This window comes from Bacteroides galacturonicus (assembly GCF_003096855.1).
Classification (GTDB): domain Bacteria; phylum Bacillota; class Clostridia; order Lachnospirales; family Lachnospiraceae; genus Lachnospira; species Lachnospira rogosae.
Genome location: NZ_QEOA01000003.1, coordinates 238,244 through 263,710, shown reverse-complemented (window position 1 = coordinate 263,710; position 25,467 = coordinate 238,244). Strand labels below are relative to the sequence as shown.

Annotated in this window: 20 protein-coding genes; 1 reads left to right on the top strand and 19 read right to left on the bottom strand. The window is 36.4% G+C overall.

Annotation, left to right across the window (positions count from 1 at the left end; all coding sequences use genetic code 11):
* Positions 1 to 26: 26 nt before the first annotated feature.
* Complete coding sequence (locus C7390_RS04020; RefSeq protein WP_055175522.1) at positions 27 to 1,355, top strand: MATE family efflux transporter; 1,329 nt, start codon at positions 27 to 29, stop codon at positions 1,353 to 1,355.
* A gap of 323 nt (positions 1,356 to 1,678) precedes the next feature.
* On the opposite strand, the gene C7390_RS04015 is transcribed toward C7390_RS04020, so the two are convergent.
* The 19 genes from C7390_RS04015 to C7390_RS03925 form a co-directional block, all read right to left on the bottom strand.
* Positions 1,679 to 2,242 (bottom strand): nitroreductase family protein, encoded by a 564-nt coding sequence (locus C7390_RS04015; RefSeq protein ID WP_116443649.1) that lies wholly within the window; start codon positions 2,240 to 2,242, stop codon positions 1,679 to 1,681.
* A gap of 31 nt (positions 2,243 to 2,273) precedes the next feature.
* Positions 2,274 to 3,143, bottom strand: coding sequence for an NUDIX domain-containing protein (locus tag C7390_RS04010; RefSeq protein ID WP_090139483.1), 870 nt, complete (start codon positions 3,141 to 3,143; stop codon positions 2,274 to 2,276).
* Between the two features lie 125 nt (positions 3,144 to 3,268).
* Positions 3,269 to 4,819: a cardiolipin synthase gene (gene cls, locus C7390_RS04005; RefSeq protein ID WP_116443648.1), complete on the bottom strand. Its 1,551-nt coding sequence runs from the start codon at positions 4,817 to 4,819 to the stop codon at positions 3,269 to 3,271.
* 80 nt (positions 4,820 to 4,899) lie between these two features.
* Positions 4,900 to 6,717 (bottom strand): ABC transporter ATP-binding protein, encoded by a 1,818-nt coding sequence (locus C7390_RS04000; RefSeq protein WP_022502877.1) that lies wholly within the window; start codon positions 6,715 to 6,717, stop codon positions 4,900 to 4,902.
* Position 6,718: 1 nt separating this feature from the next.
* Entirely contained in the window at positions 6,719 to 8,449 is a 1,731-nt protein-coding gene (locus C7390_RS03995; RefSeq protein WP_318295552.1) for an ABC transporter ATP-binding protein, read from the bottom strand.
* Positions 8,450 to 8,598: 149 nt separating this feature from the next.
* Positions 8,599 to 9,102: an NUDIX hydrolase gene (locus C7390_RS03990; RefSeq protein ID WP_022502879.1), complete on the bottom strand. Its 504-nt coding sequence runs from the start codon at positions 9,100 to 9,102 to the stop codon at positions 8,599 to 8,601.
* 102 nt (positions 9,103 to 9,204) lie between these two features.
* Complete coding sequence (locus C7390_RS03985; RefSeq protein ID WP_055175529.1) at positions 9,205 to 10,941, bottom strand: ABC transporter ATP-binding protein; 1,737 nt, start codon at positions 10,939 to 10,941, stop codon at positions 9,205 to 9,207.
* A 49-nt stretch (positions 10,942 to 10,990) separates the two neighbouring features.
* Positions 10,991 to 11,752, bottom strand: a complete 762-nt coding sequence (locus C7390_RS03980) for a formate/nitrite transporter family protein (RefSeq protein WP_055306437.1) — start codon at positions 11,750 to 11,752, stop codon at positions 10,991 to 10,993.
* Between the two features lie 129 nt (positions 11,753 to 11,881).
* Complete coding sequence (gene trhA / locus C7390_RS03975; protein ID WP_055306436.1) at positions 11,882 to 12,571, bottom strand: PAQR family membrane homeostasis protein TrhA; 690 nt, start codon at positions 12,569 to 12,571, stop codon at positions 11,882 to 11,884.
* 208 nt (positions 12,572 to 12,779) lie between these two features.
* Positions 12,780 to 14,915 carry a methyl-accepting chemotaxis protein gene (locus C7390_RS03970; RefSeq protein ID WP_116443647.1) on the bottom strand — a complete coding sequence of 712 codons (2,136 nt, stop codon included), beginning with the start codon at positions 14,913 to 14,915 and terminating at the stop codon, positions 12,780 to 12,782.
* A gap of 366 nt (positions 14,916 to 15,281) precedes the next feature.
* On the bottom strand, positions 15,282 to 15,764 hold the full coding sequence (gene queF / locus C7390_RS03965) for a preQ(1) synthase (protein WP_022502884.1): 483 nt from the start codon (positions 15,762 to 15,764) through the stop codon (positions 15,282 to 15,284).
* A gap of 120 nt (positions 15,765 to 15,884) precedes the next feature.
* The gene (gltX, locus tag C7390_RS03960) at positions 15,885 to 17,540 is read right to left on the bottom strand and encodes a glutamate--tRNA ligase (protein WP_116443646.1); all 1,656 of its coding nucleotides are present in this window, start codon (positions 17,538 to 17,540) and stop codon (positions 15,885 to 15,887) included.
* 323 nt (positions 17,541 to 17,863) lie between these two features.
* Positions 17,864 to 18,688, bottom strand: coding sequence for a Cof-type HAD-IIB family hydrolase (locus C7390_RS03955; RefSeq protein ID WP_116443645.1), 825 nt, complete (start codon positions 18,686 to 18,688; stop codon positions 17,864 to 17,866).
* 83 nt (positions 18,689 to 18,771) lie between these two features.
* Positions 18,772 to 19,320 (bottom strand): transcription repressor NadR, encoded by a 549-nt coding sequence (locus C7390_RS03950; RefSeq protein ID WP_116443644.1) that lies wholly within the window; start codon positions 19,318 to 19,320, stop codon positions 18,772 to 18,774.
* A 19-nt stretch (positions 19,321 to 19,339) separates the two neighbouring features.
* A complete protein-coding gene (nadC, locus tag C7390_RS03945; protein WP_022502888.1) occupies positions 19,340 to 20,197 on the bottom strand; it encodes a carboxylating nicotinate-nucleotide diphosphorylase in 858 nt (285 codons plus the stop codon).
* A 267-nt stretch (positions 20,198 to 20,464) separates the two neighbouring features.
* On the bottom strand, positions 20,465 to 21,775 hold the full coding sequence (locus tag C7390_RS03940; RefSeq protein ID WP_055175544.1) for an L-aspartate oxidase: 1,311 nt from the start codon (positions 21,773 to 21,775) through the stop codon (positions 20,465 to 20,467).
* 76 nt (positions 21,776 to 21,851) lie between these two features.
* A complete protein-coding gene (nadA, locus tag C7390_RS03935; protein WP_022502890.1) occupies positions 21,852 to 22,760 on the bottom strand; it encodes a quinolinate synthase NadA in 909 nt (302 codons plus the stop codon).
* Positions 22,761 to 22,961: 201 nt separating this feature from the next.
* A complete protein-coding gene (locus tag C7390_RS03930; protein ID WP_022502891.1) occupies positions 22,962 to 23,327 on the bottom strand; it encodes a PqqD family protein in 366 nt (121 codons plus the stop codon).
* Positions 23,328 to 23,340: 13 nt separating this feature from the next.
* Entirely contained in the window at positions 23,341 to 25,242 is a 1,902-nt protein-coding gene (locus C7390_RS03925; RefSeq protein WP_116443643.1) for an OPT family oligopeptide transporter, read from the bottom strand.
* Positions 25,243 to 25,467: the final 225 nt, after the last annotated feature.

Genomic DNA, 25,467 nt, shown 5'->3' with positions numbered 1-25,467 from the left:
GTTATGGGCAGGATAGGAGATTAATTATGACTAAAGATTTAACAAAAGGTAAAATTATGCCTCTCCTTGTTGGATTTACAATACCGTTAGTCCTCGGTAACTTATTCCAGCTTACATATAACGCTGTCGACAGTATTATTGTAGGACAATTCGTAGGTAAAGAAGCCCTTGCGGCTGTTGGTATATGCAACCCTGTAATGACTCTTATGATTTTATTCTTAAATGGTCTGTGTATGGGTGCGAGCATACTTATGGGTACACAATTCGGAGCTAAAGATTACAACAAGCTTCAAAGACAAATAAGCACAACAATGCTTTCAGGCACTGTATTCTCTGCAATATTAAGCCTGTGCTGCATTATCTTTTCAAGACCTATTCTTAAATTGTTACAGGTTGACCCATCTATTATGGATTTAACTGTTTCTTATATGAGAATTATATTTTTAGGATTGATATTTACATTTTTATATAATTTCTTTTCAAGCACATTAAGGGCATTAGGCGACAGCCAGACTCCTTTATACTTCCTTATTGCAAGCTCACTGCTTAATATTTTCGGAGATTTGTTCTTTGTAATTGTCCTTAAAATGGGAAGCAACGGCTGTGCAATATCAACTGTAATAAGCGAAATGATGTGCTGTGTATTCTGTATTATATACATACAAAAGCGTGTCGAGATATTAAGGCTAGGCAGAAAATGGCTTGTATTTGACAATTCACTTCTTAAAAAGACAATAAGCTACGGCTGGGTATCCGCTATGCAGCAGGCAACTGTCCAGTTAGGAAAGATTGGCATTCAGGCAATCGTCAACACTATGGGCGTGTCCGTAGCCGCTGCATTTGCTGTTGTCAACAGAATTGATGATTTTGCGTATACTCCTGAGCAGAATATCGGCCACGCTATGACTGCACTTATGGCTCAGAACAAAGGTGCTAATGAAAAAAAACGTATGAAAGAAGGCTTTAAATGTGGTATGGTGCTTGAATTCATATATGGAATTATTCTTTTTGCCGTGTGCTTTATACTTGCACGACCACTTATGCTTCTGTTTGTTAAAGATGAAGAAGTTATTCTGCATGGTGTTAAGTATCTGCGCCTTATCTCATTTATGTATATACTCCCAGCCGCTACTAACGGCATACAGGGATATTTCCGTGGAATTGGCGATTTAAAGATTACACTTTTAAGCAGCTTTATCAATATGGGCGTACGTGTTATAGCCGCTATCCCACTCGTTCTTGTAATGGGCATAGGAATTGAAGCCCTCCCATTATCATACCTTGCCGGCTGGATTGGTATGCTTATTGCTGAACTTCCGCTGCTTATAAGGAATTACAGGTCCATTGCAAAATAGGCTTCACTGAATATAAACTATGAATAAAAAATGATAAAATTTTGATTAAAATTTGAACTCAATAATACAGACATCTTGCCGCAACTACAGATTAATTGAACTTGATTTATAGTATTTACAGTGATAGAATAATAATATCTTTTTGGAATTAGCAACAAAAGATTAAATTATACTGATTACTCAGTTATAGTAACAATTATTCACTAAGCAAAGAAACAGGCGGGATTTAATATCCCGCCTGTTTCTTTATAACTATTCACAGAATGTAAGCCTGTTTCCTGTTAATCCAAGCAAAGGCTTAAACTCTGCATTCTCCTTATAATTTATAATAATACATTTTCTAACTTTAACTTAGGTACGTGATGAACCTGATTGTCATCTCTGTAATACTTAAGATTCGCTCCCTCAGATACTTCATCAATAACAACCTGTTCCTTAGGATATCCCAATGCAATAACAAGTCTTGCTGTCATACCCTCTGGAATTGAAAGTTCTTCGTTAAGCTTAGGAATATTAACACTTGCAAACATACAGCCTCCAAGATTAACCTCATTGGCGGCAAGAAGTATTGTCTGTGCCGCTATTCCCTCATCTCTTGATGCTGATACGCTTGAAGCACTGCATATTATTATGTAGCCTGCTGGTCTTTCACCCTCAACAGGGCCATCCCAGTCTGGAAGCGCACCTGCCCATTTTAATGTGTCAAACACTTTTTTATTGCTTTCCTCATCACACACAACCTTATATCTTAAAGGCTGGTTGTTAGCACCTGAAGCTGTATTTCTTGCTATATCAACAAGATTTACAAGCTCGTCCTTTTCTATTTTCTTATTCTCAAAAAAACGTCTATATGAACGGTTCTTTAATACAAGTTCCTTAAATGACATATGACTCTCCCTTCTGATTATATTAAATTTATTACTGTACCATACAAGCCTGCTTAATCTGCTTTACTATATGCTCACTATGAAGCTTAAAACGCCTCTGTTCTGACGGAATGAACCTCTCTGACATTATGAAATCAATGAATTCCTCATATGGCATATACATATAGTCCATAGTTTCACCCTGCTGTAATTTAACGTGTTCCTCATCGTCACATACATTAAGATAACCATAATATATACAATGTCTTGCATCATCAGTATACCTATAAAGTTCAATTAAATCCTCTGGCAATTTCTTAATTCCCGTTTCTTCCAGAAGTTCCCTTACCGCTCCTGTCCTAGGTGTTTCACCGCTGATAATAGAACCTCCTGTAACTTCCCATTTTAAAGAATTCGTCTTGTTACGCGACCTCTGCGTTGTAAGCACCTTTCCTGTCTTTGTAACTGTATACACCATAACAACTATGTGGTACACGCCTTCTGGAAGTGACTTTGCCATACTTCTGCGAACTTCAAAACCTAACTTATTCTCATTGGCATCATAAGCGTCCCACATCTCCTCATCGACCATTTCAATGAAGCTGTCATAATACTGCTCCTTAAAATATATCATTTCTTCTATCTGCTGTTTGGTATATAATATGTTCTCAGGTGCAACGACCCACACTGTTCCTGAATCATCTCTCCTTCTTGCAACTGCAATAAGAACACCTGAATATTCATCAACAGCAACATCAACACCTACAAGATACACTCTCTGGTCATCTGTTACCGGTTTGAATTCCAGATCCTTATCATTGATAACGTATCCGACATTAATCGGATACACAACCGAGGGGTTATCCTCGTCTGTACTTCCCAATGGGTGGTCTACTTTTACGGCTACTAATTCTTCTCTCACTGTTCCTCCTCCAGGTACTAACAATAGACACAAAATGTTGTTCTTACTTATTATCTAACCACTTATAATGATAAATGTAATTTGCCACTAATATTATATATTATTTTACATTTGTTGCAAGTATTTTACAATAAAGGCGATATCATTCTTAACATACATACCCCAAGTCTTAATGGCTTAATAACATCTTTAGTATAATCAGCTGTCACTTCGTGTCCTGCCTCAAAGTTATTTAACATATCCTGCTTTACACTTAATGCCGTCGCTTTATTATATATAAATACTGCATTTTCAAAATGAAGATATAAGCTTCTGTAGTCCATATTGATTGTGCCAACAACAGATACTTCATCATCACATACCCACTGCTTAGCGTGACAGAATCCTGGTGTATACTCATATATTCTCACGCCAGCCGAACACAGTGGCTCATAATAAGACCTTGTAATTCTGTATACAAGCTTCTTATCTGGTATTCCCGGTGTGACAATTCTTACATCAACACCTCTCTTAACCGCAAGCCTTAACTCTCTTTCCATCTCATCAGTGATAATAAGATACGGAGTTGTGATATACACATAGTCCTTGGCATTTTTTAGAATATTAAGGTACACGTCCTCACCAATTCTGTCCTGTCCTAATGGATTATCTGAATATGGCTGTACATAACAGTCTTTCATAACTGCCTTATATGTACCATCTGTCGCATCAAGATATTTATTATAATCATTATCAGTATGTTCTATGGCATTCCACATAGTAAGAAAGCTTGCTGTGAGACTCTTTACCGCATCACCCTGAAGCTTAATTCCTGTGTCCTTCCAGTAACCATATGGGTGCGTTATATTAAAATACTCATCTGCAAGATTATATCCACCTGTAAAGCCTACCTTGCCGTCAATAACGGTTATCTTCCTGTGATCCCTGTTATTCATAAACATATTTACAATAACTTTAAGTGGATTGAATACACGGCACTGTATGCCCTTCTGCCTCATCTGTTTTATGAACTCTTTATTAAGGAAAAAAATACTTCCTAAATCGTCATAGAATATTCTTACCTCCACACCGCTCTGTGCCTTATTTTCAAGGATATGCTTAAGCCTTGCAAAGCTTTCAGCATCTTCAATAGCGTGATATTCCATAAATATAAAATGCTCTGCCTTTTCAAGTTCAACAAGCTGTGCCTCAAAGCTTACATCAGTAGTTGGATAATATTTTACATCTGTATTGCTGTATACAGGATATCTTGCTGTATTGCTTATATATCTGCACTGGTTAGCTACGCCCTTGTCCTTGCTGGCTATATCATCTATTATGCCATTATCCTGCTTTAAGAGGGTAAGCACATTCGTTTCAATATTATTAAATGAACGTCTAACACCTTTAGTTACAATAGAACGTCCAAATAGCAGATATATACATATTCCAAAAAACGGAACTGCAGTTATTACGATAAGCCAGGGCATTTTCTGTGCCGCATTAACGTGTGTTCCAAATATTTTAAGGGCAATAAACATTGCTATAAATGTAAGAAGCAATGTTATGGCAGTTGAATATGTATTCAGCTTCATCATTAAAAATATCATCCAGCCAGTCTGTATAAGAACAAGAAGCCCTATCAGTATCAACCTTGTTGCACTATTTTTTATGCTTGATTTTTTCTCTGTACGCATACCATCACCATTCCTGCATATATTATCTATAATTCAATCTGTGCATCATCACAAATCTTATGTAATAGATAATTATACACCTATATTGTCTGTCCTGCAAACTGTGTCATATATAATTTATAATATCTTCCCATTTTGTTAAGAAGTTCTTTATGATTGCCTGCTTCAACTATATGCCCCTCATCCATAACAACGATTATGTCAGCATCCTGTATTGTAGACAATCTATGAGCTATTATAAGACTTGTCCTGTTCTCCATAAGCTTAAGCATTGCATCCTGAATATGCTTTTCAGTTCTTGTATCCACGTTAGATGTCGCCTCGTCCAATATAAGGATCTTAGGCTGTGCAAGAAATGCTCTTGCTATTGATAAAAGCTGTCTTTGTCCCTGTGATATATTCTCACCCTCTGCCATAAGCTCTGTATCGTATTTTAATGGCATTTTATTAATCATAGTATCGCAGTTGCTCATAGCCGCAGCGGCATACATCTGCTCATCAGTTGCCGCTTCATTGGAATACTTAAGATTGTTCTTTATTGTATCTGCAAATAATACAGTATCCTGCAATACAATCGCTGTGTTCTTACGGAGTGTGGCACAATCTATGTCCTTTATATTAACATCATCTATTAATATCTCTCCGCTGTCAACGTCATAAAATCTCATTAAAAGATTGACAACTGTTGTCTTTCCGCTTCCTGTTGAGCCTACAAGTGCCACCTTCTGTCCTGCCTTAACTTGAAGATTAAAGTCATATAGCACCTGCTTGTCCTTGGTATATGAGAAATTGACATCTTTAAACTTAATAACGCCCTCAAGCTTATCCATATTCTTATCACCACTCTTATCTTCAAGCGGTTCGTCCATAACTGCAAATACTCTCTCTGCCCCCGCTATGGCTGTCTGTATCTGTCCATATATCTGTGCAAGCTCATCAATTGGTCTTCCAAACTGCTTCGCATATACGATAAATGCAGATATAACACCGATAGATATAATATGGTTAATGGCAAAATATCCGCCAAATGCCGCAATAATAACAAAGCTTATATTATTGATTACATTCATAACTGGTCCCATTGAACCGCCAAGAATCTCTGCTATAATTCCAACCCTTGTAAGTTCATCCGACACATTGTTAAAGTCTTTTATGACATTTTCCTGCCTGTTATATGCAACAACTGACTTATAACCTGTAACCATCTCCTCAACCGTTCCATTAAGATTACCTAAAAGCACCTGTCTTTTCGTAAAGAACTTCTTCATGGCCTTAGATAAGAACTTAGTTGCAATCACTGTAAGAATTACAGTAACGCACGATAACAGTGCAAGCTGTGGACATAATACAGTCATCATTATAACTGTTCCAATAATCGTTAATACGCCTGAGAACATCGAACTTAACGATTGCGAAACTGTTGTTGATATATTCTCAATATCGTTAGTCATACGGCTCATAATATCTCCGTGGCTGTTACTGTCAAGGTATCTTACAGGAAGATTAACTATGTGCCTGAATAAATCTTCTCTCATCTTCTTTACGATATTCTGGCTTAATACCGCACTTATCTTGGTCTGTAAAAATGTACATATACTATGTATTATGTATACAACCACCATTGTTATAAGTATCGGAGTTAATTCCTTAAATCTGCCAGAAGCTATAATATCAATTGCATTACTCTGAAGCTTTGGTGCATATACCGAACATATTACTACAACGATAACAGCCGCCAGAAGCCCTATAATCATAGCTTTCTCAGCCGCAAAATATGCTATCAGTCTTTTTAAAGTACCCTTCTTGTCCTTAGCCTTCTCGACAGTAAGATTGCGGTTGCCAGGTCTTCTGCCAAAGGCTTTATAATTATTCATCTGTGCCTGTCTGCTCTGCTCCATTCTATTCATTTCCTTTCAGCTGTGACTCATAAATATCTTTATATATCTCACTTGTCTTTATAAGCTCACTATGGCTTCCAACATCTGCTAATCTGCCATTATCCATTACAACAATTCTATCTGCATTCTTTACAGAAGCAATTCTCTGGGCAATTATAATCCTGGTTACATCATATTTCTTTGCCGACAGCTCTGAATAAAGATCAGCCTCTGTCTTTAAATCAAGTGCACTTGTAGCATCATCAAATATAAGTATCTCTGAATTCTTAAGCACTGCACGGCTTATGGCAACTCTCTGCTTCTGGCCTCCTGAAAGACTGTGTCCACCCTGACTTACCTGTGTATCCATACCATCTGTCCTGTTGTCAATAAATTCTGTTGCCTGTGCTATGTCAGCGGCTTGTCTTATCTTTTCACTGCCTGCACTATCATCACCCCACGCAATATTTTCTGCTATTGTAGTGCTGAATATCTCCGGCTTCTGTAATGCTATTGACACTTTATCCCTTAAAACCTGCAAATCATAATCTTTAACATTGACACCATCTATAAGTACTTCCCCCTTAGTCACGTCATAAAAACGTGGTATAAGATTTACAAGACTTGACTTGCCACAGCCTGTTGCGCCCAGTATTCCGATAGTTTCACCCGGATTAATAACAAGGTTAAAGTTCTCGATAACATTTTCATTATCCATACCTGGATATGCAAATGACACATTCTTAAATTCAACTTTTCCCTTAACGGCAGTTTCTTTATTATATGTACCGCTCTTTATTGCCGGATCACAGTTAATTATCTCCATAACACGCTTCTTTGAGGCAATTCCCCTTGAAGCTGTCTGAAATATCATCGTCATACGCATAACCGCATTAAGCACCTGTGAACAATATGTAATCGCCGCCATTACATTACCAGGCGTTGCACTTCCTGCACTTACCTGTATTCCACCAACCTTTATAACCGCAACAACTGAAAGATTTAATATAATATTCATAATAGGTGTCATATAAGAAAGCAGTAAAAGCACATCAAGCTGTGTTGAAACAAGCTCATTATTAGCTTTCTCAAATCTTTCTGTCTCGTAATCTTCCTTGACATATGCCTTTACAACTCTTGCACCAGACACATTTTCCTGCATTACATTGTTAACCTTATCAAGCTTCTTCTGTAACACTGTGAACTTAGGATTGGCTTTGGCTATGAAATATACAACACATACTGCAACAAACGGAAGTGCACACGCAATTATTATTCCAAATTCCATATTAAGTGACACCATACACGCTATACCACCGATAAACAGCATACTTGTACGCACAAAACCTCTCAGGCATTGCATTACAAAATTCTGAAGCTGTGTTATATCATTCGTAACCCTTGTAATTAAAGAACCTGTGGAGAATTTATCAGTCTGTTCAAAAGAGAATTCCATAATTCTCTTAAAGACAGCTTTTCTTACATCATTACCAAACTGCTGTGCACAAAGATTGGCAAAGACACCGGACATAATGCCACAGATACCACCAAGTGCCACAAATCCTATCATTTTAAGCCCGATGGTAATTACTGTATTAAGATTGCCAACCCCGCCATTGTTAAGCCCCAATACACCGTCATCAATTATTCTGCTCATAAGCTCCGGCTGTAACAAGTCCATAGAAACCTCACCTATCATAAATACAGGTGCAAGCAGAGCAAAGAACCAATACTTTTTTAAATATTTAAGCATACCACATTCCTTTCTTAAGCTTTATTACTTCTTATAGCTAAAAAGCACCATCAGAATAAATCTGCTGGTGCTTCTTCTATTATAAATACATTTTATAAATCAAGTACAAATATTCACTTAATAACAGCAATTCTTACTTAATCCAATATCTAATCTTCAAATACCTGCTTAATACTGTCATAATGCAGGAATTCTCCTGTTGCTGCTATCTGTTTAAGCTCTTCTCTGGTAACGAACTTATACCCTAAGGCTTCCTCTGTCTGTATATGTATGTCCTCATCTTTAACATCTTTAATGAACTTGTATACATCTACAAAATAATTGTCGCCCTTGCCAGGATTCTCTCTTTTATAGGTGAATACATATCCACCTCTGGCATCTGTAACGTCAATTCCTGTCTCTTCACGAACCTCACGTCTTACTGCATCAATTGACTCCTCACCTGCCTGAGCCGCTCCGCCTGATACTTCCCACCAGCCAGGAGCCCACGCCTTAGTCATAACACGCTGTGTAATAAGGAACTTTCCATCCGGACGTTCTATGACACCTAACACTGTAAGATGATATTCTCCATCTTTAAGCTGCCAGTCATTCTTTTTCATTAATCTGCCTGTCTTTTCTTTGTTGGCATCATATATATCCCACATTTCCATATACGTCATCCTCCATATATTGTAATCAGCCATACAATAATATACAGCGATTAACATTTTCGTTATAACTATGATTAGTATAACACATTTTCAATACTTTTTCTAGTTAGCTGAGTGAATTTTAACCATATGAGCATATTCACCATCTAACTCCATAAGCTCCTTGTGAGTTCCTCTTTCCTTAATCCCCTCATCTGTAAGCATAAATATTTCCTCAGCATTTTCTATTGTAGTAAGTCTGTGGGCTATAACAAATGTAGTTCTATTCTTAGCCAGCTTCTCTAACGACTCCTGTACAATCTGCTCACTTTCATTATCAAGTGCTGATGTTGCCTCATCAAATATAAGTATAGGTGGATTTTTAAGAAATACCCTTGCTATTGATAATCTCTGCTTCTGTCCACCTGACAACTTGACACCTCTTTGTCCTATATCCGTGTCGTATCCATTTTCAAATGCTTCTATAAATTCATGTGCATTGGCAAGCTTTGCCGCTGCAATTACTTCGTCATCGGTAGCATCTGGCTTTCCGTATCGTATATTCTCTTTAATGCTTCCCATAAACAGATATACGTCCTGCTGGACAACCCCGATATTATCCCTTAAGCTCTTAAGAGTAACATCTTTAATGTCTTTTCCATCAATTCTTATGCTTCCTTCTGTCGCCTCATAAAATCTTGGTATAAGCGAACATAATGTAGTCTTTCCTGCTCCTGACGGACCTACCAGTGCCACATATCTGCCTGGTGTAACATTAAAGCTGATTCCTGATAATACTTCCTCGATTCCGTCCTTATATCTAAAAGATACATTGTCGAATGTAATCTCACCCTTAACGTCTTTAAGTTCAACTGCATCTGGCTTTTCCTTTATATCCGGTTCAACTGATAATATCTCAAGAAATCTTTCATAACCGGAATAACCGTTCTGGAACTGTTCTGTAAAATCAATAAGTACCTTTACCGGCTCCGTAAATATATTTATATACAATAAAAATGTTACGAAGTCTGTAATATTAACCCAGCCTCTTGTTATTCCTATACCGCCCACTGCTATTACAATTACATTAATCATAGTTGTAAATGCTGTAAGTCCGGCATTGTACATTCCCATATAATGATAGCTGTCTTTCTTTGACTCTAAGAATAAATCATTGCCTTTTTTGAACTTACCGCACTCTATATCCTCATTAGCAAATGATTTAACAACACGTATTCCTGACAGATTATCTTCTATCTGTGCATTAATCTCACCTATACGGATACGGTTTCTTTTAAATGCACGCTTCATTTTCTTATTAAGGAAATATGCAAATACAAGCATAACAGGCACAAGCACAAATGCGGTAAGCGTAAGCCTTACATCTATAGTGCTTAATATAACAAGTGCACCTACAATCTTAATAAGTGATATTGTTATATTCTCAGGACCGTGGTGTAAAAGCTCTGTTATATCGAACAAATCCGAAGTTATCCTTGATAATAACTGTCCAACCTTCTGGTCGTCATAAAATGAATAAGAAAGCTTCTGGTAGTGGTTAAAAATCTCAGCCCTCATATCGTATTCAATCTTAGCTCCCATAACGTGTCCGTAATTAGATATATAATAATTACACCCCCACTGCACAAGAACAAGCACGAATAATATCACAACTATTGTAAATATTGCCTTAGACGCTTCATCTGCCGGCATATAGGCAACCTTAGAAGTTATATATCTTACAACAAGCGGTATGACAAGTGCCACCGCCGCAGACATCATCGCAAGAATCATATCTATAATAAATGTGCCTAAATATGGCTTATAATATTTTGCAAGCTTTTTAAGATTTTCTTTCATACAACTCACTAATCCTTTCATGCTTTATTCATTACTAATGACTTTAATTTTAGTGTTCTGCTTTCATAATCTGTACCGGCACTCCAAGAAGCACTGCTCCGCCAAGCATATTGCCGATTGTCACCATAATCATACTCTTGATAACAGAAGCTGTGCCAATATCACCAAGTAACATATATCCAATAGAAAATGTACTCATATTAGCAATACAATGCTCAAAACCAGCAACTACGAACGCCATAATAATACAGAACATTATTATAAGCTTGCCGCTTTCTGTCTTTAACTTAGTACCAACTAATACTGCCATACATACAAGGAAATTACAAAGAATCCCCCTTACTAAAAGTTCCATGGAACCTGCTGAAATCTTAGAATATATAAAGCTGTTATAATAATCAACCATTATTGTGTGTGAAGCCTTACTATATACAAATAAACCCGAAAGAATAAATGCACCGGCAAAGTTACCTATATAGCTTACAACCCATACTTTTATTAGATCTCTTACTGAAACCGTCTTATTGTATGCGCCAATCGCCATAACAAAATTATTACCTGTAAATAATTCTCCTCCCATAAATACGACGAGTACAATTGCAATTGAGAATAAAAATGCACCTAAAAGCTTACCAAACTGTGGATAAGTTGGAAGCAGTACTGCCGCACTCACATTCGATAAAATTGTTGCAACAACAATATAGAAGCCTGCCATAATAGAGCGCATAAAATACTTTCCGAAATGGTTGTTGCATAACTCTGCCTTATTCGACGCTGCCTTAGCAATTGCATCGACATCTGAAAATAACATATTAATCCTCCGTTCGTTGGTCTGACAACCTATAATCGGGTCTGCAACAATAGTTACAGACCCGATTATAGAGGATAACACATATAAAATTCTATTTCCATAATTTGTGTGTATTTTTAAAAGAACTTACTACTTTAAAGGCATTACAGCCACATAATTAAACATCATAATAAAGTGGCATATGCTTCCTGCCATAACAAACAGATGAAATATCTCGTGAGAACCAAAATACTTATGGCTGGCATTAAACACCTTAAGCTTAAGTGCATATATGACGCCACCTATTGTATATATTATTCCACCTGCTAACAACCACGCAAATGCCGCTGTTGGAAGTGCATTTATTATCTGTGTAAATGATAATACACACGCCCAGCCCATAACAATATAAAGAACTGATGATATCCACTTAGGACAGGTTACCCAGCATAATTTAAAGATAATACCAACTATTGCAATTCCCCATACTAGTGCTAACAGTGCATATCCTGTCTTGTTATGAAGGACAACTAAGCATACAGGAGTATAGGAACCCGCTATCATAACCGATATCATACAATGGTCTAACTTCTTTAATATTTTATTAATTCCAGGTGTTGCATTAACTGTATGATAAGTTGTACTTGCAGCATACAGCAAAATCATTGTTCCTATAAATATTGAAAGTGAAATAACATGTATTGTATCAGGTGCTGACAATGCCTTAATTATAAGCGGTGTTGCAGCAAATAACGCCATAAGCATTGCTATAAAATGTGTTATTGCACTTCCTGGGTCTTTTATCTTTATGTTAGATACATTTTTCTTAATCTTTTCCATAATAATCCTCTTTTCTGCACACGCTTTCTTAATATGTGCTGTAATTATCTTCATATTACATAGTATTGATTACTACGTTATATATATAATATAACCATTTGTCATAGAAATCAATATCTAATCACATAATTAATCAAAAAAATACTGTGCAAGGACATAAAAAAGCCACTTTTAACGGTCAATCCGCTAAAAGTGGCAGCTTTTTATATTACTTCATAAGCTTAAATGCACTAACTAATTCTTTTAATCTGTCCGCCTGTGAAGCAAGTTCCTCACTGCTTGCAGAACTTTCCTCAGCCATAGCTGTATTCTCTTCTACTACAGCTGCTATCTGGCTTGCTGCTTCTGATACCTGCTTTAATGATTCAGCCTGCTGTTCTGAAGCAACTGAAATCTGCTCGATATTCTCAACAAGTTCTTTAGTCTTCTCAACTGACTCCATAAGCTTAGCCGCTGCATCATCAACCATTCCCTTGCCCTCTTCAACTGCATTAATTGCCTGAACTATAAGTTCACCAGAGCTCTTAGCTGCATCTGCACTCTGTGCTGCAAGATTACCAACCTGTGTTGCAACAACTGCGAAGCCTCTTCCTTCTTCACCTGCTCTTGCAGCTTCAATCGAAGCGTTAAGTGCAAGAAGGTTAGTGCTTGAGGCAATCTCATCAATTGTATTAATAATACTGCTAATATGCTTAGAATTCTCTGTGATAACTTCCATAGCGTGAACTATCTGCTGTACCTGATTATTACTTTCAATAATCTGGTCACCAACAGCTTTAGCCATTTCATTAGCCTTATTAGCATTATGTGCATTCATATCAACCTGATCAGCTACATTAGCAATTGTACTCTGTAATTCCTGTACTGAACTTGCCTGATCCGTTGCACCCTCAGTAATTGCCTGTGCACCATCTGAAAGCTGGCTTGCATTGGAAGCTACCATATCTGCAACACCATTAATCTCTGAAAGAGTTGATGAAAGATCTGTTATAACTTTTACTAAAGCAACTTCAATGTCCTTAAAGTCACCGATGTGTTCTACATTAGGTGATATATTAAAGTTACCACCTGCCATCTCTTTTAAACCTCGTGTTAGGTCTTTAATTATTGCACTTAATCTTCCCGCCATATTATCAAACTTCTCAGCAAGCTGACCAATTTCATCATTATAATTCTTCTTAATATTAACTGAGAAATCTCCCATCGCAAGCTGGTCCGCTACTGCAACCACATCATCTATAGGCTTAATGTACTTCTTAATAAGCTTATTGCTGATAACAATTATAATTACTAAAGTTATAATCGAAATAACAATCATAAACACTACAAGAATAATCGTATTACGCTCAAGATCTGTCTTATTTAATGCACTTGCTGCCCACCAGGTCTGATTAACAGCTTTAATAGGTGCATAATATCTTTCAACCTTAGAACCATCATCCTTCTTAGTTGTTACACTGAAACTGCTTCCTGTATCAATGCCCTTTTGTATCTTGGCATATTCTTTAGCTGGTAAAACATCGCTTAACTTCTTTCCAACATATTCATCTGATTCGCTGTCATATACAAATGTACCATCACCCATAAGTACATCTACATACATTGTATTGTACTTATCGTCTGTTGAACGGAGTCCGCTGAATGTATCAACATTAATATCTACAAGAATTACACCCTGTGTCTTACCATGATATACAATTGGAAAAGAGGCACTTACCATATTGATGCCCTGATCCTTATATGGACTTGTAAAGCTGCTCTGCTGTGATGCTGCCGCACTCTTGTAATAGTCCTTTGAACCATAGCTTGAATACTCACCATAGCTTTGTACCTTTCCACTCTGTGCATCTGATTCACTTACATAGATTGTATAATCTTTAATAGCAGGGTCAAAAGCATTAGGCTCAAAGAATACACCAACACCTGCAATGCCTTCACTAGATGTTACAGATGTATTGGCTACGCTGATCATAAACTGCTCAATCTCTTTGTTCATCTTCTGTAACTGTACATCATATACTTCACTCTTAACTGTCTCTCCAGTATATCCGGTCTTAGCATAATCATCATAACGTTCCGTAATATAATTCTGAAGAATATTAGCAACATCTGAAGCTCTGTCAAGTACCTCCTGTACTGATACACCATTCTGCTGTGCAATTCCATCAAACTCACCACTTATACTACTATTCATAAACTTAGCTGCAATTGTTGCACTAATTGCAATCATAACAGTAAGGCAGGCAACTAATAATATACCCACTGCTACTGAAATCTTATAGGTCAGTTGTTTATTTTTGAACCCCTCGACTGCAGCATTTTTCTCTGTGTGTTCCTTGCTCATATTATTCCTCCGTTCTTCGACACATTAAATATTCAATTGATCGTATCTTAAATATTTAAATACATATTATCACTATGTATTTACAATATCAATCCATTTATTAAGTTTTGTTAAAATTTTGTTAAATATTGTTAAATTGTCTTTAAAATCGCAGGTTAATAATCTCAAATTTATACATTTTGAAGCAACTTGAAACTTGAAATAAACACATAATTAAGAAACAAGCTGGAAGTATATGCCAATATTACGCAGACTTATTAATTAAATAAAATTGCGCTATATTAAGCATATACTTCCAGCTTTAATCTAATTTAATATAACTAACTATCTTAATAGCCTTATAACTAATCTGTTACCAGCTTTACATCATCTGTTATCAACCTTTTCAGGATTCATATCGTGCCATAAAAGTCTCTGCTTTGCCATATCCTCAAATGCAGTTCCTTCCTTGCCATAATTGCAATATGGGTCAATTGATATTCCTCCTCGTGGAGTGAACTTGCCCCACACTTCTATATATCTTGGCTGCATAAGCCTGATTAAATCCTTCATAATTATATTCACACAGTCCTCATGGAAATCACCATGATTTCTGAAACTGAACAGATATAATTTAAGTGACTTTGATTCAACCATAAGCTTATCAGGAATATATGATATATATATTGTTGCAAAATCTGGCTGACCTGTTATAGGACAAAGACTTGTAAACTCAGGACAATTAAACTTTACAAAATAATCATTGTCCGGATGTTTGTTCTCAAATGTTTCAAGCACTCCAGGTGCATAATCCATACTATACTTCGTCTTATTGCCTAACTGCTTAAGCCCTTCATCTTCTCTAGACATATTAATCTCCATTCCAGCATATTGTTCTGTCCACATATTAATTCTTTGGTATATTAATCTACTTGTATAATATTCTTTTTGTATATCAATTCCCCAGTTTATTAATCTGCTTATGCACAATTACTTAATATGCTTCTTAATTCTTTCTGTCATCTGCTCCTCACCCATAATATGAACGATTGTCCAAAGGTCAGGTGTATTGGCACGTCCTGTAACTGCAATTCTTACAGCTTCAGCTATATCAGATACATTTCCCTTGAAATTCTCCGGATTAGCCTTGTAAGCCTTCATATCTGAAGCAAAGCCGTGCTCATCTGCTATCTCCTTAAGCTTGTTAAACCATACTGAATTATCATCATTATGGTCATACTTTGCAAGATAACTCTTTAGTATCTTACTTACCATATCTTCATCAAGCTTGAATTCGTCCATTTCCTCTGCTGACTCACCGTCAAAGAAATAAGAGATAAGTTCAAATATCTGCTTTGCATACATTAAATCTTTTCTTCTTCTCTTAGCACCGACACCCATATAAAGACGGAGAATTTGTAACATCTTTTCTTTATTGCCGAACCATTTCTCTACATTTTCTGGTTCATTCTCCTTAGCCCAGTCATAAAGGAAATCGTAAAGTTCTTCTTCTGAAAGCTTAGATAATTCATTCTTACATATATTATGAAGCTTATCCTTATCAAAGAGTGCACCTGACTGGTTCATCTTCTCTACTGAGAATGGGAACTCATTGATATCCTTGTCCGGGAACTTCTCGTGCCACTCTTCAAAGTTAGAATTAAGAAGCGTAAGAAGATATACCTTCATTGTATATGGATGGTATCCGTCCTTCCTATAATAATCAAGTGAAAGCTCTGGGTCTTTTCTCTTAGATAACTTTCTCTTGCCTCCTGTCTCCTCATCAAACTTCATAAGATGTGCTGTATGTGCGTAAGCCGGCATCTTAAAGCCCAATAAATGGAATAACTCATAATGTATAGGAGCTGATGCAAGCCACTCACCACCTCTTACAACTGTAGTTGTTCTCATAAGATGGTCATCAATTGCATGTGCAAAATGGTATGTTGGAATACCATCTTTCTTTAAAAGCACAATGTCGTGTATATTCTCTGGAAGCTTAATCTCTCCCTTGATTGCATCAACAAATGTAATCTCCTTATCAGGGCTTCCCTGTGAACGAAGTCTTAATACATATGGCTTACCAGCCTTAATATTAGCTTCTATCTCTTCATAAGAGAGGTTACGACAAGTCGCATATTCTCCATAATAACCTGTAAGAACCTTATCTTCTTCCTGCTTTGCCCTTACCTTATCAAGTTCTTCCTCTGTACAAAAGCATGGGTAAGCAAGTCCTCTTTCTACAAGACTCTTAGCATATGTATGATATATTTCAACTCTCTGTCTCTGGAAATATGGTCCATAAGCATTTCTTGGATCTGTATCATCAAAGCCAGCACCCTCATCAAATTCAATATCAAAATATCTTAATACATTAATAATTGTTTCTACTGCACCATCAACTTTTCTTTTCTCATCTGTATCTTCTATTCTAAGATAAAATACGCCACCATTTCTGTGTGCAATTCTCTCATCAGCAAGTGCACTATAGAGATTGCCCAGATGAATAAATCCTGTTGGACTTGGTGCCATACGTGTAACTTCTGCCTTATTAGGAAGCTTTCTATATGGGAATTTCTCTTCATAATATTCAGGAGTATTAACTACTTCCGGAAATAATAAATCTGCTAATTTCTGATTATCCATTTCATCCTCATTTCTGCGCATATTCTCATATAACTTCTATGTATTATATAATTATATACAATGCTATAATGCGCTTATACATTCACATATCATTACGGCAACAGCCAATATTATATATTACACATTTTTATGATATTTATCAACTTATGTTTGATATATATATCAATTTCATATCACCAACACTTTTAATATAGCCATTGACACATAACAATATATTCCTATGTACACTTTGTATGCTATATATATCATATATAATATATATAGTTCGACAGATATATTAAAATACAGGCATTTAAATATTCACATAAATCAGCATAACTTTTTTAATTCAACAATATATTCTCTATAGCATATGCCACACCATCTTCATCATTGCTTTTAGTCACATAATCAGCAATGCTCTTTAAATGTTCTGTTGCATTACCCATAGCAACACCACAGCCTGCGAATTGTATCATATCAATATCATTATCCGCATCGCCAAATGCCGCAATATCTTTCCTGTCTATGCCAAGAAGTCCTGCAAGATATTGTACTCCTGACCTCTTTCCAGCATCTTTATAGGATATTTCTATAAGCTGTTTTACTGAGCTTGTAATATATATATCCTTGTCAGACTCATAAAGCTCATCAATAATCTTACGCTTTAAAATGTCATCATCAAGGACAACATCCATACAATCAAGTTCATTTCTATGCTCATTAATAAATTGTATAATATTCTCTTTTAATATTCTTGTGGAACGTACATATTGTATCGCATTTTCTGTTGCACCGTACTTTACAGGATTGTCAATATACTCCTTTGCCGCATATGCACACCCTCTTATAAATGCCTCATAAGTAACAGGGTACTGCTTGCATACCGACAGTACATTATCAACGGACTGTGGTTTTAGTATATATGACTTAATACATTTTCTATCTGCAATCCTGTATACACTTGCACCATTGCTTGTTATTGCATACTCTATTCCCTTCACATTAAGCACTTCCTCTGGAAGAGTATCAAATGCCCTGCCGCTGGCAATACATACATGGACACCTCTTTTAATTGCCCCGCTTAAAGCTCTTTTGTTAGCCTCAGATAAGTGTCCGTCCGATGTAAGTGTCGTTCTGTCCAAATCCAGTGCAATAAGTTTAACCATATATCCTCCATTAACGCATAACCTTAATCATTTTACGATCTGCGTTATTTATAATGCTCATCAATAAGTATCTAATTCACATTTTACGCTTTACTGCTCCAGAAATCAACAGGTTCATACTCCTGTAATCTTGCAAGAAAACCAAGCTTGTCAAGCTTCTCCTGAATAATGTCCAACGTGTCCTCATCAGGTGCTATCACTGTATGATAATGATACCCTGATGTGACATTCATTAACAGATTAGACTTTCCATTTCCAATCTCTGCCATATAATCTTTAATATCACGCCTTGAGTGCAGATTAAGATCTGCCTTAATAACTCCGTATACTTTGTGATATACGAACACATCTTTAACCCAGCCACCCATATCAACAATACTGTTAAGCTCTGCTTCTGCATCTGCTTCTGTATGAACGACCTTAAATATTCTTGTATGTTCATTCTTCTTACGGATAACATATCCCCTGTTAGTTGATGATATTTCATTATCAGAAGCTCTTATAAGTGCTATATCCTGAACAATTACCTGTCTGCTCACATTAAGCATACTGGCAAGTGCAACTCCCGAAACAGGCTTACTACTACTATTAAGAATATCTATTATTTTTTCACGTCTTTGTTCTCCGTTCATACTATCTCTCCATTTTCATCTATTCAATTGGGTGAAGATTTTTTAATGATATATCCATAATCGGTGCTGAATGTGTAAGTGCTCCGCTTGATACATAATCAACAGAAAGTCCTGATAACTTTTCAAGGTTCTCTTTGGTAATATTACCAGATATTTCAACCTCTGCCCTGCCGTCAATTATATTAAGAGCTTCTTTCATAGTATCGTGTGACATATTATCAAGCATAATTATATCTGCTCCTGCTTCAACAGCCTCACGGACCATATCAAGATTCTCAACCTCAATTTCTATTTTTCTTACAAATGGTGCATATTCCTTTGCCATTCTAACAGCCTTAGCTACTCCGCCAGCCGCTCCTATATGATTATCCTTTAGAAGCACACCATCTGTAAGATTGTATCTGTGGTTATTGCCACCACCAACTCTTACCGCATACTTCTCAAACAATCTGTTATTAGGTGTTGTCTTTCTTGTATCCAGAAGCTTAATACCTGTCCCTTCAAGACACTGGGCAACTTCATTAGTATATGTAGCAATTCCACTCATTCTCTGTAAGTAATTAAGTGCTGTTCTCTCCCCACATAATAACACTTTTATGTCACCTGTTACAACTGCAAGAAGCTCTCCCTTAGTAACTTTATCTCCATCTTTTACTTTTAAATCAACAACTGTATTCTCATCAAGAAGTGTGAATACCCTTGCAAATATCGGAAGTCCGCATATGATTCCATCCTGCTTGCATATAAGCTGTACCTCGCCCTTCTTAGGTTCTGGCATAACACTGTTAGTCGACACATCTTCACTTGTTATATCTTCCTTTAACGCACTGATTATTAACGGATCTGCATTTAATTTTAAAGTAACATTATCAAACATATTTATTCTCCTGATTATACCATATTTTTGCGTTGTTCTTCAACGCATCCGAAGTTTCGAAGAAACTTCTAAGTGACTACGAAGTAGTCATATTATACCATATTTTTGCGTTGCTTTTCCACGCATCCGAAGTTTCGAAGAAACTTCTAAGTGACTACGAAGTAGTCATATTATACCATATTTTTGCGTTGCTTTTCCACGCATCCGAAGTTTCGAAGAAACTTCTAAGTGACTACGAAGTAGTCATATTATATCATATTTTTCTTTTTATGCTGTCTGCTTTCCTGCATCTGCTTCATCTATTTTATCTTTTACAAGCTTTGCATATAATTCATTCAAGGCATTTTCATCTTCATAATCCGTAAGCTTCATATTAGCAACATAGGCATCGGCCGATGCATTAAGTTTATCAGCTAATTCGCTATCTATCATATTATGAGCTGCTCTCTTGGCAAATACAAGGCTTTCAAGAAGTGAATTGCTCGCAAGCCTGTTTCTTCCGTGAACACCATTGCAGGCTGTTTCACCTACTGCATATAATCTGTCCATAGATGTCCTGCTCTCATAATCAACCTTTATGCCACCCATAAAATAATGCTGTGCTGGTACAACCGGTATACATTCTTTAGTGACATCATAACCCTGCTGTCTGCAATGCTCAACTATATTAGGAAAATGCGATTTCAGCTCAGCTTCTGGAATCGTCCTTAAATCTTCCCAGACGTAATCTGTTCCGTCCTTTTTCATCTGCTCATATATAGCCTGTGTAAGTAAATCCCTTGGCAGAAGTTCATTAACAAATCTGTCGCCATTCTTGTCATAAAGCTTTGCACCCTCGCCTCTTACTGACTCAGATATAAGAAAGCTTCTGTCCTTCTCATCTTTAGAATAAAATGTTGTTGGATGAATCTGGACATAGTTAATATCCTTTAATTCAACATTATGCTTAACAGCAATTGCAATCGAGTCCCCTGTAAGATGTCTGAAATTAGTTGAATGTCTATAAAGACCACCTATTCCGCCTGTTGCAAGAACAGTGACATCTGCCTTAACTGTCATAAGGCTGTTATCTGATTTTCTTATAACCGCACCAAGACATTCATTATTATAGCTTATAATGTCTAACATCCTTGTATTCTCTAATAAAGTTACATTAGGAAGCTCCCTTACTCTTTCAAGCAGATGACTTGTTATCTCTTTTCCTGTAACGTCCTCATGGAATATTATTCTGTTACTGCTGTGTGCTCCCTCTTTAGTGTATGTAAGATTGCCCTGCTCATCTTTCTTAAAATCAGCACCTGTCTCAATTAAATCCTTGACAACATCTCTTGACGAACGAATCATTATCTCTACTGATTTCTTATCATTTTCATAATGTCCTGCTTTAAGTGTATCCTCAAAATAACTGTCATAATCACTATCATCCTTTAACATACACATTCCACCCTGTGCAAGATATGAATCACTGCTTTCTGCATCACTGCTTGTTATCATAAGAATTCGCTTATCTCTCGGAAGATTGAGTGCACAATAAAGACCTGAACAGCCGCAGCCTACTATTAATACATCTGTTTCCATAATTTTACTCCATTTCTTTAATTATACCAGTTTGTTATATACCATTTATCTGCAATGTATTTTAATATTAATCATATTATTTTGCTGCCAGCTCAAGCATTTTATTAAGCGGCTTTAATGCACACTGTGCAAGTTCTTCATCAACGAATACCTCATTAGTATCATTTTCAAGAACATCTAATACCTTATCCAGCGTAACTTTTTTCATATTCACGCATACCTGGTCAGGCTTAACTGTATAAAGCTTCTTGTCTGGTGCCTTCTTTCTTATCTCATTGAACACACCATCAACTGTTCCGATAATATATTCATCTGCATCAGTATCAACAACATAATCAATAATTCCTGATGTGCTTCCAACATAATCTGCAAATGCCAGTACATCTTCTGTACATTCAGGATGGGCTGCAAATCTAGCCTCTGGGTGTAATTCTTTAGCCTTTAACACCATATCTTTAGTAATGACAACGTGTCTTGGGCAGCAGCCATTATTAAATATAAAATTCTTATCTGGACATTGCTTCGCAACATAGCTTCCCAGATTTCTGTCTGGTATAAAAAATATATTTTTATTAGGAAGATTTTTAACAATCTTAACTGCATTAGATGATGTTACACATACATCTGAATATTTCTTTAATTCAGCAGTTGAATTAATATAACAGACAACCGCAAGGTCATCATACTTTTCTCTTAAAGCAAGTATCTCATCTTTGTCAGCCATGTGTGCCATAGGACAGTCTGCATTCATATCCGGCATAAACACTCTTTTCTTAGGATTAAGGATTTTCGCACTTTCTCCCATAAATTCAACACCAGCAAATATAATTCTGTCCTGACTCACCTTAGTAGCCACCTTGCTTAAATAAAACGAGTCACCTATATAATCAGCAACGTCCTGAACATCTTCATCAACATAATAATGTGCAAGTATTACTGCGTTCTTCTCTTTCTTTAACTTTTCAATATCGCTTACGATAGACATATGTATTCCTCCAGAAATCGTTATAATTTCACAAAGTATACTACAAAACTTTACAACTGACAAGACAGTTGTAAAGTTTTTCGGTAAATTTTGTAATATTCCAGTAAAACTGATAAAAGATATATGCTTATACACAATAAAAGCACTAAAAAAAGACGTAACAGCCATCCGCTGCTACGCCCTTTTATCTAAACTAAGTATTTACTTATTGAATGTTATAAAACCATAACTTTCAAGTGTCTTAAAATATTGTACAAGTCTTTTATACAAAGGCTCAGCTTTATCACCAAAATGCTCGTGCACAAGCTCAGATATATCATATATCGTTCTTGCACCATCTATATATGGCCATATGAAATTACCCATTTCATCAAGATGAATCTTTGATATTCTTGGCTTTCTGAATACAACCTGTGCTATTTTATTAAACACACCTTTATTCTCAACCATTATTGTTACTGCACCATTATCGTCTGTTTGAAAAGGATATTTATCCTCATTATGCATTGGCACATAATCAAGGTAATTAGCACTTTCTGCCTTTGCCTTCTTAGATTTTGTCTTCATATTCGTTCACACTCTACTTTTCTTTGCTCTTAGTCCATACTGCATTCTTTAATATTAAAAGAACCATAATAACCATTAACACAATAGAACCGATTGTTCCAAGTGAAATGCTTCCTGATAAATCAATTGGATCTGCAAGTCCAACTACTGCAAATATAGCAAGAAGAATACCTACAAGACCTTCACCAGCAATAAGTCCTGAGCAGAAAAGAATTCCACCACTTGCTTCGTTGTCCTTATCCTTATCTTTAGACTTCTTGTCAACAAAGTGACGGATAAGTCCACCAATCATAATTGTTGCTGAAAGCTCTAATGGAAGGTATAAACCAATTGCTACTGGAAGAACTGAAATACCAAGTATTTCAATTACTAATGCAATAAATACACCGATGAACACAAGTGCCCAAGGAAGATTTCCTTGCATAACACCTTCTACGATTGTCTTCATAAGAGTAGCCTGAGGAGCTGCAAGTTCTGTTGTACCAAAGCCCCATGCACTGTCAAGAAGAACAAGAACGCCACCGATTGTTAATGCTGCAATAACTGCACCTAAAAGTTCACCAATCTGCTGCTTCTTAGGTGTAGCACCAAGGATATAACCAGTCTTTAAATCCTGTGATGTATCACCAGCCATAGCTGCGATAATACAGATTACAGAACCGATACCGATAGCACCCTTCATACCATGAACACCTACATCACCTGTAACCTTAAGGCATAATGTAGCAAATAAAAGTGTAGCAATAGCCATACCTGATACAGGGTTGTTACTGCTTCCTACAATACCAACCATACGAGAAGATACTGTTGCGAAGAAGAAACCAAATATTACTATAAGAATAGCACCAAGAATTGTAACAGGAATATCTGGAATAAGCCAGATAGCAATTGTAACAACAACAATACCAATTGCAATAGCCTTCATATCAATATCCTGTTCTGTACGAAGCTTACCTGTGTTCTTATCACCTTTCATTCCCTTGATAGCATCTGAGAATGTTTTTACAATAAGTGGTAATGACTTAATAAGACTTATAATACCACCTGTTGCGACGGCACCAGCACCGATATATTTGATGTAATTACTCCAGATTGCACTTGCTCCCTTTGTTGCATATAAATCAGCAATAGAGATTGTACCTGGATAAAGTATTGTTGAACCACCAAATGTTACAATAGTTACAATAGCCGGAATAAGTACGAACCAGCCTAATATACCACCAGCAAACATATATGATGCAATCTTAGGTCCACATATGTAACCTACACCAAGTAATGCCGGATATACTTCTGCTGAAAGTTCTGTCTTAAGCGACTTAATAGGTGCTGTAATAACACTAGGAATAACCTTAATTCCATCAGTAATGAACTTAAATAATGCTGCAAATCCCATACCTGCAAATACAGACTTGGCACTTGCTCCACCTTCTTCACCAGCAAGTAATACTTCAGCACAAGCTGTTCCTTCTGGATAAGGAAGTGTTCCGTGTTCTTTAACGATAAGTGCATTTCTAAGTGGAACCATAAATAGAACACCAAGAATACCACCGCAAAGAGATATTAACATTATTGTAAGAAGTGATGGAGAATCCATAATTCCATCTTTAGCCCATAAGAATAATACAGGCAATGTAAAAATAGCACCTGCTGCTAACGATTCACCCGCAGAGCCGATTGTCTGAACCATATTGCTCTCAAGGATAGAATCTTTTTTCATGATGACACGTATAACACCCATAGAAATAACGGCTGCTGGGATTGATGCTGAAACAGTCATACCTACCCTTAAACCAAGGTAAGCATTAGCAGCACCGAATACTACAGCAAGAAGCATACCCATAATAACAGATGTTACTGTGAATTCTGGAGTAATCTTATCCGCAGGTATATACGGCTTAAACTGCTCGTCTTTCATAAAAAACCTCCTAAAAGTATAAAAATCATTGATGAATTATTGCCAGACGATATAATACAATAAATCATCAAAAAAAATAGAGATGACAACTTCAATGACAGCTGTCACCTCTTTTAATCTTTAGTATTTTATCACATTAAATTGAAAAAATAAAGTACCAATTATATACTCTTTAAATTTTTATTAAATATTCCAGAAAATGGAATAAACTAATTCCAGAAAGTA

Excerpts from the sequence above, each read along its gene's own strand:
- nadA (WP_022502890.1), bottom strand. The coding sequence starts at position 22,760 with ATGTCTATCGTAAGCGATATTGAAAAGTTAAAGAAAGAGAAGAACGCA.
- gltX (WP_116443646.1), bottom strand. The coding sequence starts at position 17,540 with ATGGATAATCAGAAATTAGCAGATTTATTATTTCCGGAAGTAGTTAAT.
- C7390_RS03955 (WP_116443645.1), bottom strand. The coding sequence starts at position 18,688 with ATGGTTAAACTTATTGCACTGGATTTGGACAGAACGACACTTACATCG.
- C7390_RS03980 (WP_055306437.1), bottom strand. The coding sequence starts at position 11,752 with ATGTTATTTTCAGATGTCGATGCAATTGCTAAGGCAGCGTCGAATAAG.
- queF (WP_022502884.1), bottom strand. The coding sequence starts at position 15,764 with ATGTCTAGAGAAGATGAAGGGCTTAAGCAGTTAGGCAATAAGACGAAG.
- C7390_RS03970 (WP_116443647.1), bottom strand. The coding sequence starts at position 14,915 with ATGAGCAAGGAACACACAGAGAAAAATGCTGCAGTCGAGGGGTTCAAA.
- C7390_RS04020 (WP_055175522.1), top strand. The coding sequence starts at position 27 with ATGACTAAAGATTTAACAAAAGGTAAAATTATGCCTCTCCTTGTTGGA.
- C7390_RS03930 (WP_022502891.1), bottom strand. The coding sequence starts at position 23,327 with ATGAAGACAAAATCTAAGAAGGCAAAGGCAGAAAGTGCTAATTACCTT.
- trhA (WP_055306436.1), bottom strand. The coding sequence starts at position 12,571 with ATGGAAAAGATTAAGAAAAATGTATCTAACATAAAGATAAAAGACCCA.
- cls (WP_116443648.1), bottom strand. The coding sequence starts at position 4,819 with ATGCGTACAGAGAAAAAATCAAGCATAAAAAATAGTGCAACAAGGTTG.
- C7390_RS03990 (WP_022502879.1), bottom strand. The coding sequence starts at position 9,102 with ATGGAAATGTGGGATATATATGATGCCAACAAAGAAAAGACAGGCAGA.
- C7390_RS03940 (WP_055175544.1), bottom strand. The coding sequence starts at position 21,775 with ATGGAAACAGATGTATTAATAGTAGGCTGCGGCTGTTCAGGTCTTTAT.
- C7390_RS03985 (WP_055175529.1), bottom strand. The coding sequence starts at position 10,941 with ATGAAAGAAAATCTTAAAAAGCTTGCAAAATATTATAAGCCATATTTA.
- C7390_RS03925 (WP_116443643.1), bottom strand. The coding sequence starts at position 25,242 with ATGAAAGACGAGCAGTTTAAGCCGTATATACCTGCGGATAAGATTACT.
- C7390_RS04015 (WP_116443649.1), bottom strand. The coding sequence starts at position 2,242 with ATGTCATTTAAGGAACTTGTATTAAAGAACCGTTCATATAGACGTTTT.
- C7390_RS04000 (WP_022502877.1), bottom strand. The coding sequence starts at position 6,717 with ATGGAGCAGAGCAGACAGGCACAGATGAATAATTATAAAGCCTTTGGC.
- C7390_RS03995 (WP_318295552.1), bottom strand. The coding sequence starts at position 8,449 with ATGCTTAAATATTTAAAAAAGTATTGGTTCTTTGCTCTGCTTGCACCT.
- nadC (WP_022502888.1), bottom strand. The coding sequence starts at position 20,197 with ATGTTTGATAATGTTACTTTAAAATTAAATGCAGATCCGTTAATAATC.
- C7390_RS03950 (WP_116443644.1), bottom strand. The coding sequence starts at position 19,320 with ATGAACGGAGAACAAAGACGTGAAAAAATAATAGATATTCTTAATAGT.